This window comes from Kribbella sp. CA-247076, assembly GCF_050942445.1.
Classification (GTDB): Bacteria; Actinomycetota; Actinomycetes; order Propionibacteriales; family Kribbellaceae; genus Kribbella.
Window position 1 is genome coordinate 5,985,280 of record NZ_CP192051.1, and the last position, 11,829, is coordinate 5,997,108.

Genomic DNA, 11,829 nt, shown 5'->3' on the forward strand with positions numbered 1-11,829 from the left:
ACTCCGAGCATAGTACTCTGACCGTAGTGGTTTTGATGCAAGGAGGACTGATGCGAACCAACCCGGCTCGACGGAGTGCGCTGGTGGACGCGGCGATCGAGGTCCTGGCTGCCGACGGCGCGCGCGGGCTGACGTTCCGCTCGGTCGACGTCGCGGCCGGCGTACCGCACGGGACGACGTCCAACTACTTCTCCAGCCGCGACGACCTCCTGCTCCAGGCCGGACTGCGGATCCACGACCGGCTCGGCGCCGATCCGGCGCATCTGGACCAGCCGCCGTCCGCCGACTTCCTCACCTCGTTGCTCCGGCTGCTGCAGGACCGGCTCACCAAGGACCGCGCCGGCTACCTCGCGCTCCTGGAGCTTCGGCTGGAGGCAACTCGCCGGCCCGCCCTGCAGGAGGCGCTCGCCCAGCGGGTGAAGGCGAACCTCGAGGAGAACATCCGCCTCCACCGCGAGCACGGACTTCCCGGCGACCCGCTGCTGCTCTACCTGACGGTCGGCGGCTACATGCTCGAGCAGTTGACGCTGCCCGGCGTACTCCCGGACGGGCTGCTGGAGAAGGTCGTCGAGCATGGCGTCCGAGGGTTTGTCGGCGGCGGGTCGTAGGGTCTGGGCGTGGCTTTGGAGACCTCGCCGGATGCGCCTGCCGCCGTTCGCACGATCGCGAACGGCATTGCCGGCTGGATCAACCAGCTCGGCGCGGTCTGGGTGGAGGGCCAGCTGACCGACGTGTCGATCGGGCGCGGGACGACGACCGTGTTCGGCACCCTGCGGGACACCGACGCGGACATCTCGCTGCGGTTCACCTGCAACCGGCGGGTGTTCGAGGCGGTCGACCCGCCGGTCACCGACGGGTCCCGGGTGGTGGTGAACGCGAAGCCGAACTTCTTCGCCCGCCGCGGCACGCTCGCGCTCGCCGTCACCGAGATCCGGCACGTCGGCATCGGTGAGCTGCTGGCGCGGATCGAGCGGTTGAAGCAACTGCTGTCGGCGGAGGGCCTGTTCGCGTCGTACCGGAAGAAGGCGTTGCCGTTCCTGCCGCACACGATCGGGCTGATCTGCGGGCGCGACTCGGCGGCCGAGCGCGACGTACTGGAGAACGCGAAGCGGCGGTGGCCGGCAGTGTCCTTCCGGGTCGAGTACGCGTCGGTCCAGGGTCCCGCGGCGGCCGGTGAGGTGATGACCGCCCTGCGGAAGCTGGATGCGGACGAGTCGGTCGAGGTGATCGTGATCGCGCGCGGCGGCGGATCGCTGGAGGATCTGCTGCCGTTCTCCGACGAGGGCTTGATCCGGGCGGTGTCCCAGGCGCGTACGCCGGTCGTGAGCGCGATCGGCCACGAGCCGGACTCACCGCTGCTCGACCTGGTCGCGGACCTACGGGCGTCGACGCCGACGGATGCGGCCAAGCGAATCGTCCCCGACGTACGGGAAGAGCTGGACGGCGTCCGGCTGCTGCGGGAGCGCGGGCAGCGCGCGATCACCAGCTGGCTGGAGCGGGAGACGCACGCCCTGGCGGCGATTCGCAGCCGGCCGTCGCTCGCGGCGCCGGTGACGGATCTGCAGCGGCGGTCCGACGAGGTCGCGGCGCTCGTGGAGCGAAGCCGGCGGACGCTCACGCACCGGCTCGACCGGGCCAGTGACGACATCAGTCACCGGCTGGCGAGCGTACGGGCGTTGTCCCCGAAGGCGACCCTGGAGCGCGGGTACTCGGTGCTCCAGCTCGCCGACGGGACCGCCGTACGGGAAGTGGCGCAGGTCGCGGCCGGTGACCTGCTGCAGGCGCGCGTCAGCGACGGCCGATTCGCAGTCGAAGTCAAGTCCGAGGAGAACACGTGAGCGGCGACCGTCCGGAGATTTCCTACGAGCAGGCTCGCGAGGAGCTGGTCGAGGTGGTCCGCAAACTCGAGGCCGGCGGCACCAGCCTCGAGGAGTCCCTCGCCCTCTGGGAACGCGGCGAGGAGCTCGCCGCCACCTGCCAGCGCTGGCTCGACGGCGCCCGCGAACGCCTCGCCAAAGCCCAAGCCGCGCACGACCAGAAGCCGAGCTGACTCAGGCCTTCAGCGCAGCCTCCGCCAGCCTGCGCAGGCCGGATTTCAGGCGGTTGAGGTCGTAGCCGGTTTCGCGGAGGGAGTGGTGGAGGTCGGCGGCCAGGGGGGCGAGGAGGGCGTGGGCGGTGTAGTCGGCGTCCAGGTCGGGGCGGGCCTCCTCGATCAGGAGTGTCAGGTGGCGGTGCCACAGGTGGTACGAGCCGATGCGGTAGCGCGCGCCTTCGGAGGCGTTCTCACTGTCGACGAAGAGCTCGACGTGCCGGTCGAGCAGGTCCAGGTAGGCGTCCAGGAACGCCGTCGCCCGCTCGGCCGCGGGAACGCCGGGCCCTAGCGGCGGCGGGCCGGTGAGGATCTTCGCCTGGAGCTCCTGCTCACGTTCGTCGAGCAACGCGACCGCCAGCCCGGCCCGGTCGCCGAAGCGGCGGAACACCGTCCCCTTGCCGACGCCGGCCTCCGCGGCGATCGCGTCCAGCGAGACGTTCTTCACGCCGTGCTCGGCGAACAGCCGCTCGGCCGCCTCGAGCACCCTCAGCCGGTTCCGCCGAGCGTCCGCCCGCTCGGGACGGCCCTGCCCGACGATCGGAAGATCCCGTTGTGAAGCGGACTGCGGTCCGGTACGGTCGTTCATAAGACGGACTGTAGTCCGCTAACGACCTTGGAGGAAGCATGAGCAACACCCCCGCCCGGATCGCGATCGCGTTCCACTCCGGGTTCGGCCACACCGGCAAGCAGGCCGAGGCGGTGGCCGCCGGCGCGGCGTCGGTCCCGGGCGCCGTCGCCGAGTTGGTCCCGCTGGACGAGTTGACCGAGGACGTCTGGGAGCGGCTCGCCGCCGCGGACGCGATCGTGTTCGGCGCGCCGACGTACATGGGAAGCCCGAGCTCGGTGTTCAAGCGGTTCGCCGAGGAGAGTGTGCGGGCCTGGGTCGACAACCTCGCCTGGCGGGACAAGATCGCGGCCGGGTTCACCAACTCGAAGGCGATGTCCGGCGACAAGTTGAACAGCCTGGTCGACCTGGCCGTGTTCGCCGCCCAGCACGGGATGATCTGGGTCGGCCTCGACATCTACCCCGGCTGGGCCGAGAGCACCGCGAGCATCGAGGACCTCAACCGCCTCGGCAGCTGGCTCGGCGCGATGGCGCAGTCCGACGCCGACCTTTCGGCCGAGAAGGCCCCGCCGGCGACGGATCTGCGGACCGCGCACGCGCTCGGCGTACGCGTCGCGACCGTCACGCAGCGGCACCTGAGGGGAGCTCTGGCTGCCTGATGGCGTGGCTGGTTCTGCTCGCGGCGGCGGCGTTCGAGATCGCGTTCGCGCTCAGCCTCAAGCCGAGTGAGGGGTTCAGCCGGCTCTGGCCGACCGTCGGCGTGCTGGTGTTCGGCGTGATCTCGGTCGTCCTGCTGGCGAAGACGCTGGATCGCCTCCCGGTCGGTACGGCGTACGCGGTCTGGACCGGCCTGGGGTCGATCGGCGTCGTCACCCTGGGCATCGTGCTGTTCGGCGAGCCGATCACCCCGGCCCGCCTGGCCTGCATCGCCCTGATCGTCACCGGCGTCGTCGGCCTCCGCCTGGCCGGAGCCGACTGACGGACCGCCAGCCCATCACAATGTCGCTCGCGAGCTGCGGCCCCGGGCGTGACGGCAGGATCCACGGACGTTGTGATGGGCTGGCGGTGCAGCACTTACGGCGTGGCGCGGTGGCGGCGGTGGGGGCCTCGGGTCGGCAGCGGCGTGGGATGGGTGTCGTCGAAGGCGCCCGGCGTGAACGCCCGCAGCGCCGGGTTGTAGCCGGCCACGAGTCGCCGGTAGTCGTCCCACGTCTCCACCCGGAGCGGGACGTTGCCAATGGCATCGACCTGGGTGACCGGGTGGCTGCCGAGCTCGACCAGCTCCCACAGCTCGGCATCGTTCTGCAGCCGCCGCAGCTCGCCGAACAGCTCCCGGCCGAACCAGACCGGGTGCCCGCGGCCGTTGTCGTACCGGCTGACTCCCACTGGTGTGGCCGGTCCGGCGACCTCCGCAACCAACGACCACACCGTGGCCGACGTCACACCCGGCTGGTCGCCGAGCAGCACCACGATCCCGTCCGTCCGGCGGTCGACCGCGTCCAGCGCGGGCACGATCGACGAACGGCCCGTGTCCGCGTGCGGCGACTCGACCACCCGCACGCCGTCGAGATCGATCCGGTCGCGGATCTGCTCCGACGCCGCCCCCAGCGTCACGATCAACTGGTCGAATCCGCACTCCCGGGCGGTGTCCAGCGCCGCACCGAGCACGGTGTCGCCGTGGTAGGCCAGCAGTTGCCGCGGTACGCCGAGGTGCGGAGAGCCCTCGGCCGCGAGCAGCAGCCCCGTGACGAACATGCCCGCCTCAATTCCTGGATTCCCCGAGCGAACCGAAGAATCGATGGAACCGCGCCGCCTCCGGACGTGTCAACGAGCGTCCGGAACGTGGTCAGGAATTGATCAGCGCAGCACCGAAGCAAACGCTTCAAGGGCCGGGTAGCCGGCATTTCCGACCACGATGGTGGTGACGCCGGAATCCACCAGCACCAAGGCGTTCTCGTCCTTGCGGTCCTGCAGCACCTTCCGCTGCCAGGTGACGCCTTCGACGGTCGACGTACCGTCGTCGGTGGTGCGGCCGAGCTCGTCGGACTGGTATTTCCCGCCGGTCACGTTGGACTGTTCCAGGCCGACGTATTTCTTCTCGTTCGTGACAATGCCCAGGTGCCAGGTGATCGGGCTCTGTTCCGGCGTCCGGAATTCCACGCTGGTGGCCGTCCAGCCGGACGGCATCGGCTCCGGTCCGCGGACCCAGGGGGCCACCTTGCGGGCGTCCGTGAGCTGCGCGGTGTACTCGACCGCGCGGATCTTCTCCTCCTTCGGCCGCCAGGTGACGACCATCAGGAACGCGACCACGACGAAACACGCGAGCAGCGCCCAGACCATGTTGGTCAGCGTCCGGGCCTTGGCCCGGTCCTTCCGGTTCTGTTCCCGGTAGGCGATCGCCTCGGCGCGCGCCCGCGCCTTCTCCCGTGCCTCCGCGTCGCTGGACGCACCCTGGCCTGTCGAACTCATGCACCGAGTGTCGCATCTCGCCGCAACGCGTCCGCAGGCCGTTGGCTACGATCCGGTGGCATGAGCGACCCGACCACGCCACCTGCCCATCTCGAGGTCGAGGCCGACGCGCCCGACCGCAACCTCGCCCTGGAGCTGGTCCGGGTCACCGAGGCCGCGGCGATGGCGGCGGGCCGCTGGGTCGGCCGCGGCGACAAGAACGGCGCCGACGGCGCGGCGGTGAACGCGATGCGCACCCTGATCGGCACGGTCGGGATGAACGGCACGGTGGTGATCGGCGAGGGCGAGAAGGACAACGCCCCGATGCTCTACAACGGCGAGCAGGTCGGCTCCGGCGACGGCCCGGAGTGCGACGTCGCGGTCGACCCGGTCGACGGTACGACGCTGGTCGCGAAGGGCATGAACAACGGCATCGCGGTGATGGCGGTGTCCGCGCGGAACTCGATGTACGACCCGTCCGCGGTCTTCTACATGGAGAAGCTGGTCGTCGGCCCGGAGGCGGCCGACGTGGTCGACATCCGGCTCCCGGTCGCGGAGAACATCCGCCGGGTGGCGAAGGCGAAGGGCTCCACGGTCGACGACGTCACCGTCGTACTGCTGGACCGGCCGCGGCACGAGGACCTGGCCACCCAGATCCGGGCCACCGGTGCGCGGATCAAGTTCATCAGCGACGGTGACGTGGCCGGCGCGGTCGAGGCGGCCCGGCCGGACACCGGCCTGGACATGCTGCTCGGCATCGGCGGGACGCCGGAGGGCATCATCGCGGCCTGTGCGATGAAGTGCGTCGGCGGCCTGATCCAGGGCCGGCTGTGGCCCAAGGACGACGAGGAGCGGCAGAAGGCGATCGACGCCGGCCACGCCCTCGACCGGGTGCTCAGCACCGACGACCTGGTCTCCGGCGAGGACTGCTTCTTCGTCGCCACCGGGATCACCGACGGCGAGCTGCTGCGCGGCGTCCGGTACGGCCGGTCCACCGCGCGCACCCACTCGCTGGTGATGCGCTCGCGCAGCGGCACGATCCGCAGTATCGAGAGCGTCCACCAGCTCGAGAAGCTGCGCGCGTACTCCGCGATCGACTTCGAGCACGCCCGATGAGCGCACCCGTCCTGGTGGTCGGCGAGGCTCTCGTGGACATCGTCGGGAGCGCGGCCCGGCCCACGCGGAACGGGAACGGCAAGCCCAAGGCGACCCCCGGCGGATCGCCCGCGAACGTGGCGGTCGGGCTCGCGCGGCTCGGCGTACCGACCGAGCTGGTGACCCGGTTCGGGACGGACGCGTACGGCGACCAGCTGGGCGCGCACCTGTTCGGCAACGGGGTGCAGCTCGCGCCGGGGTCGGTGGATCCCGGGTTCCGGACCAGTACGGCGACCGCGACGCTCGACCCGGCCGGGGTCGCGTCGTACCAGTTCGACATCACCTGGGAGCCGCCGGCGCTGTCGCTGCGGCGGGGGTGCCCGGCGATCCACACCGGGTCGATCGCGACCGTGCTGGAGCCGGGCGCGAAGGCGATCCACGGGTTCCTGAAGTCGATGGTGGACCAGCCGGTGACGGTGACGCTGGATCCGAACGCGCGGCCGACGATCACCCCGGATCCGGTGTCGACGTGGTCCGCCGTACGCGAGCTGGCCGCGCTGTCGGACCTGGTGAAGCTGAGCGACGAGGACTGCGAGTTCCTGCGGCCGGGTCTGTCGGTGGACGAGATCGCCGCGGAGTTGCTCGGCGTGGAGCGGACGCGGTGCGTGGTGATCACGCGTGGTGGGAACGGCGCGGCCGGGATCAGCCGGGACGCGCGCGTCGAGGTGACCGCGCCGGCGATCGAGGTGGTCGACACCGTGGGCGCGGGTGATTCGTTCATGGCTGCGTTGGTGGCCGGGCTGCACAGCCGCGGCCTGCTGGGCGCGACTCGGTTGACGGGACTGACCGCGGCCGACCTGCGTGAGGTCGTCGACTATGCGGTGAAGGCGGCCGCGATCACGTGCACCCGGCACGGCGCCGATCCGCCGACGGCGGCCGACCACGTCGCGCGGTGGGGGGCCTGATGTCGGCCGACACGTGGTCCGCGGAGCTCGAGAGCAAGGGCAGCGTGGTCTTCCCGCCGCGGCGCGGGCGGCTGATGCTCCGGCTGATCGGATTCGGGCTGCTGATGGTCATGTCGGCCTGGACCAACTGGGATCACCTGCGCAACGACGACATCTCCGGAACGCTCGGCGTACTGCGGCTGACCGCGCTGGCCGCCTTCGTCTACGGCACCGGTCTGACGGTGTGGCAACTGGTCACCAACCGCCCGGTCGTCCGGGTCGACGCCGACGGCATCTCCCGCGGCCGCAGCCTGCGCTGGTCGGGCATCGGCAGCATCGAGGACCCGGCCGGCCTCCCCGGCGCCCGCACCGTCCAGATCCTCCCCGCCGACCGCCGTACCCGCCCCCTCCGCATCCCCCAGGACAACGTAGAAAACCTCGACGCCCTAACCCCCTGGCTCCGCTCCCTCCACAACCAACACCGCACCTAGTTCCACTAAGGTGAGCATGCTCCGGGGGGAGTCAGGATCTGGGAGTTCAGATGACCGTCATGGGCGAGGCATCACCTGAGGTGTGGACGGCGGAGTGGCAGCGCTCCGGTCGAGTGGTGTTTCCGGTCCGCCGACGGCCTCTGCTGATCCGGTTCGGCGCACTCGTGCTGTTGCTCGCCCCGAACATGATCATGTCGATCGACTCGCTGAGCGAGGGCGGGACCGACCGCGTCTTCTGGTTCATCGGTCTGGCGGGTGTCGCCTGCCTCTTCGTCCTGATCGGCTGGCAGGTCGCGACGCAGCGCCCGGCTCTGACCATCGACCGCGAAGGCATCCGTATGGGCCGCAGGCGCTTCATGCCCTGGACCGACGTCGGCTCGATCGGCATCCCGCACAGGCCGGGATTCGCCGGGAGTCTGCCGATCATCCCGGCCGACGTCTGGGCCAAGGACCTGATCCTCAGGCAGGACACCGTCCGGGACCTCTCAGCCCTGGCCGCCTGGCTCGAGGTTCTGCTCGCCGAGCACCGGACGACCGGCGTGAGTTAGGCGAGGCCGAGGCGTTTGGTGAGGCGGGGGCCTCGTTTGACTTTGATCTCGCTGAGGATCGCGGTGCCGCGGATGTGGAAGGTGGGCGGGGTGCCGGTGCTCGGGGTGGGGTCGGCGGGGCCGGACTGTTGTTCGGAGACGTTGCCGAGGATGGGGTTGCTGTCGAGGTGGACGATCGCGTTCTGCGGGACGCGGATCTTCACGTCGGCCAGGATCGCCTTCACCTCGACGTACACGACATCGGACGGGAGCTGGGCCTCGGTGTAGTCCAGGGTGACGTCGCCGAGGACGGCGTTGACCTCCTGGCGCTGCGGGACCAGCCAGGCGCCGGTGCGCTTGGTCTCCGACATGAACGCGTTGATGGTCGGGCCGTTCTCGACCATGGCGCCCGAGTACTGCGGGTTGACGGCCGGGACTCCGGGTGCGCGCGGACCGTTCGGCAGGTCGGCGGTGAGCTCGACCAGCTCGCCGTACGTCTTCGAGGCGTACAGGGTCTCCAGCCGGTCCTCGAGCTCGCCGTACGACAACCGCCCTTCGGCCGCGGCCTCGCGCAGTACGTCGCCGACCTCCTCGCGCTCCAGATCCGACACTCTCCGCCGCATCGCCAACTCGTCACCGGTCGGCGGTGCCGGGCGGGCGGGCACCGAGTCCTGCGGGCGGTCGTCCTGGGGAACCTCATCCTGAGCCACACCAAAACCTTAAGCGCGCCCCACCCCGTCCGCAGCCAGGTTTCCACCCCCAATCAACCCTGACTCCACCCCTGACGCGCGGGCCGCATACTGATCCGCATGGATTGGACTGGACGGCGCACGTACGCCGGCGCCTACCTCGCCCTGCTGGTTGCGAACTGGGCCGGCGTCGTGCTGGTCCTGATCGGCCAGGTGACCGGCGCTCCGGCGACGGCGATCGCCGGGATAGTGCTCTTCGCCATCGGGCAGGCCGGGATCAACGGGCTCGCGTTCGCGCTGCGCCGGGCGCCGGTGCCGGCTGTCAGGTTCGACCCCAAGGCCAGCAACTTCAGCCGGGCTTGGCACCGGCTAACGCTCGGGCTCGAGGTGCCTGGTGCCCTGCGAGCATTGACCGACTGAGTGGTGCCTAACCTCGGCGGGTTGGTGGGGGCGATCTAGGCTGGGGGCGCTCAGACCACTTGTGATGGAGGTACGCCGGTGTCCGCCGACTTCAGTTACTCCGACTTGTTGCCGCTCGGTGCCGACGAGACGGAGTACCGACTGCTGACGACCGAAGGCGTGAGCACGTTCACCGCCGGCGACCGGACCTTTCTGCAGGTGCAGCCGGAGGTGCTGCAAGCGCTGACCGCGGAGGCGATGCACGACATCTCGCACTACCTGCGGACCGCGCACCTGGCCCAGCTGCGCCGGATCATCGACGACCCGGCGGCGTCCGGGAACGACCGGTTCGTCGCCCTCGACCTGCTGAAGAACGCGAACATCTCCGCCGGCGGCGTCCTGCCGATGTGCCAGGACACCGGCACCGCGATCGTGATGGGCAAGAAGTCCGAGGGCGTGCTCACCGGCGTGATCGACGAGGAGTGGATCAGCCGCGGCGTGTACGACGCCTACACCAAGCTGAACCTGCGCTACTCGCAACTGGCCCCGCTGACCATGTGGGACGAGAAGAACACCGGCTCGAACCTGCCGGCCCAGATCGAGCTCTACTCCACCCCGGCGACCACGGACCCGGCGTACAAGTTCCTGTTCATGGCCAAGGGTGGCGGCTCGGCGAACAAGTCGTTCCTGTTCCAGGAGACCAAGGCGGTGCTGAACCCGTCGCGGATGATGGAGTTCCTGGACGAGAAGATCCGGTCCCTGGGTACGGCGGCCTGCCCGCCGTACCACCTGGCCGTCGTCGTCGGCGGGACGTCGGCGGAGTACGCGCTGAAGACCGCGAAGTACGCGTCCGCGCACTACCTCGACACGCTGCCGACGGCGGGATCGCCGCTCGCGCACGGGTTCCGGGACCTGGAGCTGGAGGAGAAGGTCTTCGAGCTGACCCAGGACTTCGGCATCGGCGCGCAGTTCGGCGGCAAGTACTTCTGCCACGACGTCCGGGTGATCCGGCTGCCGCGGCACGGCGCGTCCTGCCCGGTCGCGATCGCGGTGTCCTGCTCGGCCGACCGGCAGGCGCTGGCGAAGATCACCCCCGACGGCGTGTTCCTGGAGCAGCTCGAGCGCGACCCGGCGCGGTTCCTGCCGGACACCACCGACGAGCACCTGGACGACTCCGACGTCGTCCGGGTCGACCTCAACCGGCCGATGAGCGAGATCCGGGCCGAGCTGTCGAAGCTGCCGGTGAAGACGCGGCTGTCGCTGAGCGGGCCGCTCGTGGTGGCGCGCGACATCGCGCACGCGAAGATCAAGGAGCGGCTGGACGCCGGCGAGCCGATGCCGCAGTACCTGCGCGACCACGCGGTCTACTACGCCGGCCCGGCGAAGACGCCCGAGGGGTACGCGTCCGGCTCCTTCGGGCCGACGACGGCGGGGCGGATGGACGCGTACGTCGACCAGTTCCAGGCGGCCGGTGGATCGTTCGTGATGCTTGCCAAGGGCAACCGATCGGCGAAGGTGACGCAGGCGTGCAAGCAGCACGGCGGGTTCTACCTCGGCTCGATCGGCGGGCCGGCGGCGCGGCTGGCGCAGGACTGCATCAAGTCGGTCGACGTGATCGAGTACGCCGAGCTGGGCATGGAGGCGGTGTGGAGGATCGAGGTCGAGGACTTCCCGGCCTTCGTGGTCGTGGATGACAAAGGCAACGACTTCTTCACCGACACCAAGAAGCCGGTCCCACTGACAGTCCGCCCGAGAAGCTGAGGTTGGGGAGACGCACGAAGCGGCCCGGCTCCGGCAGCCAGCCGGGCCGGGACTGACCGGCGGAGCAGCTAGCCGGCCTTGGCCTCCACTGGCTCGGGGAGCTTCAGGAGGAGGGTCTTCGCGGCCTGGACGACATCGGCCTCGTTGTGCCCGAACGCCTGGAGGTACGACCCGAGCGCGGATCGCAGTAGTCGCAGCTCCTCAGGTTGCAGCTCGATCGTGTACATGTTTCCACGGTAAGACCGAACCCGGCACTGACAACCCCTCGTAACCCACCCGTTGTCTCACCGGACCCATCCGGCGGCGGCGACCACCTCGGCGGCGACCTCCGCGGGCGCCCGGTCGTTCGCCAGTGTGAAGTCCTGAATCGGCTGATGAGTCGCCGCCTGGGCCAGCGCAGCCTCCAGATCCCACTCAGGCCCGCGGGTGGTCCGGGTCCGCTCGGCGATCAGCTCCACCGGCGTGTCCAGGCGCACCAGCTGTACGTCGCAGTCGTGCAGCACCGAGGCGTACGCCGCTCGGAGCTCGGGCGTCTCCACATGACCGCTGACGACCATGAACCGGGCTCCGGCATCGCGGTAGGTGGTCCAGACCGCGGCGAGGTTGTGGACCCGCAGCTGGTCGTGGAACCGGAGCCCGGGGAGAGGGCGGCGGGCCAGGGCCGGCACCGGCAGCCCGGCCGGGCCGAACTGGGCGACGGCGTCCAGGTCGAGCACCGCGGTGCGGTCCCGACGCGCGGTGAGGAGAGCGCCGATCGACTGGGCGATGGTGGTCTTGCCGACGCCACCGCCGCCGGTCAGCAGGAGGGCTCGCGGCAT

The 11,829-nt window shown here is 70.3% G+C and carries 17 protein-coding genes; 11 read left to right on the forward strand and 6 right to left on the reverse strand.

All coding sequences use genetic code 11. The features are described 5' to 3' along the window. Window positions 1–50: 50 nt before the first annotated feature. From ACQPYZ_RS28240 to ACQPYZ_RS28250, 3 genes are read left to right on the forward strand one after another with little or no spacing between them, the layout of a single operon-like run. Entirely contained in the window at window positions 51–608 is a 558-nt protein-coding gene (locus ACQPYZ_RS28240) for a TetR/AcrR family transcriptional regulator (RefSeq protein WP_433161394.1), read from the forward strand. A gap of 9 nt (window positions 609–617) precedes the next feature. Beyond that, on the forward strand, window positions 618–1,838 hold the full coding sequence (xseA, locus tag ACQPYZ_RS28245; protein WP_433161396.1) for an exodeoxyribonuclease VII large subunit: 1,221 nt from the start codon (window positions 618–620) through the stop codon (window positions 1,836–1,838). After that, window positions 1,835–2,050 (forward strand): exodeoxyribonuclease VII small subunit, encoded by a 216-nt coding sequence (locus ACQPYZ_RS28250; protein WP_433161398.1) that lies wholly within the window; start codon window positions 1,835–1,837, stop codon window positions 2,048–2,050. Before xseA ends, ACQPYZ_RS28250 begins: the two co-directional genes overlap by 4 nt. Before the next feature lies 1 nt (window position 2,051). Here ACQPYZ_RS28250 and ACQPYZ_RS28255 read toward each other — a convergent pair whose 3' ends face one another. Then, window positions 2,052–2,678 carry a TetR/AcrR family transcriptional regulator gene (locus ACQPYZ_RS28255; RefSeq protein ID WP_433161400.1) on the reverse strand — a complete coding sequence of 209 codons (627 nt, stop codon included), beginning with the start codon at window positions 2,676–2,678 and terminating at the stop codon, window positions 2,052–2,054. Window positions 2,679–2,716: 38 nt separating this feature from the next. Here ACQPYZ_RS28255 and ACQPYZ_RS28260 point away from each other — a divergent pair, with 38 nt between their 5' ends. After that, complete coding sequence (locus tag ACQPYZ_RS28260; protein ID WP_433161402.1) at window positions 2,717–3,316, forward strand: flavodoxin family protein; 600 nt, start codon at window positions 2,717–2,719, stop codon at window positions 3,314–3,316. After that, on the forward strand, window positions 3,316–3,636 hold the full coding sequence (locus ACQPYZ_RS28265; RefSeq protein ID WP_433161404.1) for a DMT family transporter: 321 nt from the start codon (window positions 3,316–3,318) through the stop codon (window positions 3,634–3,636). The genes ACQPYZ_RS28260 and ACQPYZ_RS28265 overlap by 1 nt, the downstream gene beginning before the upstream one ends. Window positions 3,637–3,731: 95 nt before the next feature. Here the strand turns inward: ACQPYZ_RS28265 and ACQPYZ_RS28270 are convergent, their stop codons facing one another. Together ACQPYZ_RS28270 and ACQPYZ_RS28275 are read right to left on the reverse strand one after the other, a co-directional pair. Next, a complete protein-coding gene (locus ACQPYZ_RS28270; protein WP_433161406.1) occupies window positions 3,732–4,412 on the reverse strand; it encodes a nucleotidyltransferase family protein in 681 nt (226 codons plus the stop codon). A gap of 102 nt (window positions 4,413–4,514) precedes the next feature. Then, window positions 4,515–5,126 (reverse strand): DUF4245 domain-containing protein, encoded by a 612-nt coding sequence (locus ACQPYZ_RS28275; RefSeq protein ID WP_433161408.1) that lies wholly within the window; start codon window positions 5,124–5,126, stop codon window positions 4,515–4,517. Window positions 5,127–5,186: 60 nt separating this feature from the next. Here ACQPYZ_RS28275 and glpX point away from each other — a divergent pair, with 60 nt between their 5' ends. From glpX to ACQPYZ_RS28295, 4 genes are read left to right on the forward strand one after another with little or no spacing between them, the layout of a single operon-like run. Then, window positions 5,187–6,221 carry a class II fructose-bisphosphatase gene (glpX, locus tag ACQPYZ_RS28280; RefSeq protein ID WP_433161410.1) on the forward strand — a complete coding sequence of 345 codons (1,035 nt, stop codon included), beginning with the start codon at window positions 5,187–5,189 and terminating at the stop codon, window positions 6,219–6,221. Then, window positions 6,218–7,165 (forward strand): carbohydrate kinase family protein, encoded by a 948-nt coding sequence (locus ACQPYZ_RS28285; protein ID WP_433161411.1) that lies wholly within the window; start codon window positions 6,218–6,220, stop codon window positions 7,163–7,165. Before glpX ends, ACQPYZ_RS28285 begins: the two co-directional genes overlap by 4 nt. Next, window positions 7,165–7,635, forward strand: a complete 471-nt coding sequence (locus ACQPYZ_RS28290) for a hypothetical protein (protein WP_433161413.1) — start codon at window positions 7,165–7,167, stop codon at window positions 7,633–7,635. The genes ACQPYZ_RS28285 and ACQPYZ_RS28290 overlap by 1 nt, the downstream gene beginning before the upstream one ends. A 50-nt stretch (window positions 7,636–7,685) precedes the next feature. Then, entirely contained in the window at window positions 7,686–8,183 is a 498-nt protein-coding gene (locus ACQPYZ_RS28295; RefSeq protein WP_433161414.1) for a hypothetical protein, read from the forward strand. On the opposite strand, the gene ACQPYZ_RS28300 is transcribed toward ACQPYZ_RS28295, so the two are convergent. After that, window positions 8,180–8,872, reverse strand: coding sequence for a DUF1707 SHOCT-like domain-containing protein (locus tag ACQPYZ_RS28300; RefSeq protein WP_433161416.1), 693 nt, complete (start codon window positions 8,870–8,872; stop codon window positions 8,180–8,182). The genes ACQPYZ_RS28295 and ACQPYZ_RS28300 overlap by 4 nt on opposite strands. 99 nt (window positions 8,873–8,971) lie before the next feature. Between ACQPYZ_RS28300 and ACQPYZ_RS28305 the strand changes: the two genes are divergently transcribed. After that, entirely contained in the window at window positions 8,972–9,271 is a 300-nt protein-coding gene (locus ACQPYZ_RS28305) for a hypothetical protein (RefSeq protein WP_433161418.1), read from the forward strand. Between the two features lie 78 nt (window positions 9,272–9,349). After that, complete coding sequence (locus ACQPYZ_RS28310) at window positions 9,350–11,011, forward strand: fumarate hydratase (RefSeq protein WP_433161420.1); 1,662 nt, start codon at window positions 9,350–9,352, stop codon at window positions 11,009–11,011. A 68-nt stretch (window positions 11,012–11,079) separates the two neighbouring features. On the opposite strand, the gene ACQPYZ_RS28315 is transcribed toward ACQPYZ_RS28310, so the two are convergent. Beyond that, window positions 11,080–11,238 carry a hypothetical protein gene (locus ACQPYZ_RS28315; RefSeq protein ID WP_433161422.1) on the reverse strand — a complete coding sequence of 53 codons (159 nt, stop codon included), beginning with the start codon at window positions 11,236–11,238 and terminating at the stop codon, window positions 11,080–11,082. Window positions 11,239–11,295: 57 nt separating this feature from the next. Further along, window positions 11,296–11,829: a hypothetical protein gene (locus ACQPYZ_RS28320; RefSeq protein WP_433161423.1), complete on the reverse strand. Its 534-nt coding sequence runs from the start codon at window positions 11,827–11,829 to the stop codon at window positions 11,296–11,298.

What these genes read in the sequence shown, in the direction of transcription:
- ACQPYZ_RS28285 (WP_433161411.1), top strand. Translation starts at nt 6,218, where the DNA reads ATGAGCGCACCCGTCCTGGTGGTCGGCGAGGCTCTCGTGGACATCGTC.
- ACQPYZ_RS28305 (WP_433161418.1), top strand. Translation starts at nt 8,972, where the DNA reads ATGGATTGGACTGGACGGCGCACGTACGCCGGCGCCTACCTCGCCCTG.
- ACQPYZ_RS28265 (WP_433161404.1), top strand. Translation starts at nt 3,316, where the DNA reads ATGGCGTGGCTGGTTCTGCTCGCGGCGGCGGCGTTCGAGATCGCGTTC.
- ACQPYZ_RS28290 (WP_433161413.1), top strand. Translation starts at nt 7,165, where the DNA reads ATGTCGGCCGACACGTGGTCCGCGGAGCTCGAGAGCAAGGGCAGCGTG.
- ACQPYZ_RS28270 (WP_433161406.1), bottom strand. Translation starts at nt 4,412, where the DNA reads ATGTTCGTCACGGGGCTGCTGCTCGCGGCCGAGGGCTCTCCGCACCTC.
- glpX (WP_433161410.1), top strand. Translation starts at nt 5,187, where the DNA reads ATGAGCGACCCGACCACGCCACCTGCCCATCTCGAGGTCGAGGCCGAC.
- ACQPYZ_RS28255 (WP_433161400.1), bottom strand. Translation starts at nt 2,678, where the DNA reads ATGAACGACCGTACCGGACCGCAGTCCGCTTCACAACGGGATCTTCCG.
- ACQPYZ_RS28320 (WP_433161423.1), bottom strand. Translation starts at nt 11,829, where the DNA reads ATGCCGCGAGCCCTCCTGCTGACCGGCGGCGGTGGCGTCGGCAAGACC.
- ACQPYZ_RS28275 (WP_433161408.1), bottom strand. Translation starts at nt 5,126, where the DNA reads ATGAGTTCGACAGGCCAGGGTGCGTCCAGCGACGCGGAGGCACGGGAG.
- ACQPYZ_RS28295 (WP_433161414.1), top strand. Translation starts at nt 7,686, where the DNA reads ATGACCGTCATGGGCGAGGCATCACCTGAGGTGTGGACGGCGGAGTGG.
- ACQPYZ_RS28315 (WP_433161422.1), bottom strand. Translation starts at nt 11,238, where the DNA reads ATGTACACGATCGAGCTGCAACCTGAGGAGCTGCGACTACTGCGATCC.
- ACQPYZ_RS28260 (WP_433161402.1), top strand. Translation starts at nt 2,717, where the DNA reads ATGAGCAACACCCCCGCCCGGATCGCGATCGCGTTCCACTCCGGGTTC.
- ACQPYZ_RS28240 (WP_433161394.1), top strand. Translation starts at nt 51, where the DNA reads ATGCGAACCAACCCGGCTCGACGGAGTGCGCTGGTGGACGCGGCGATC.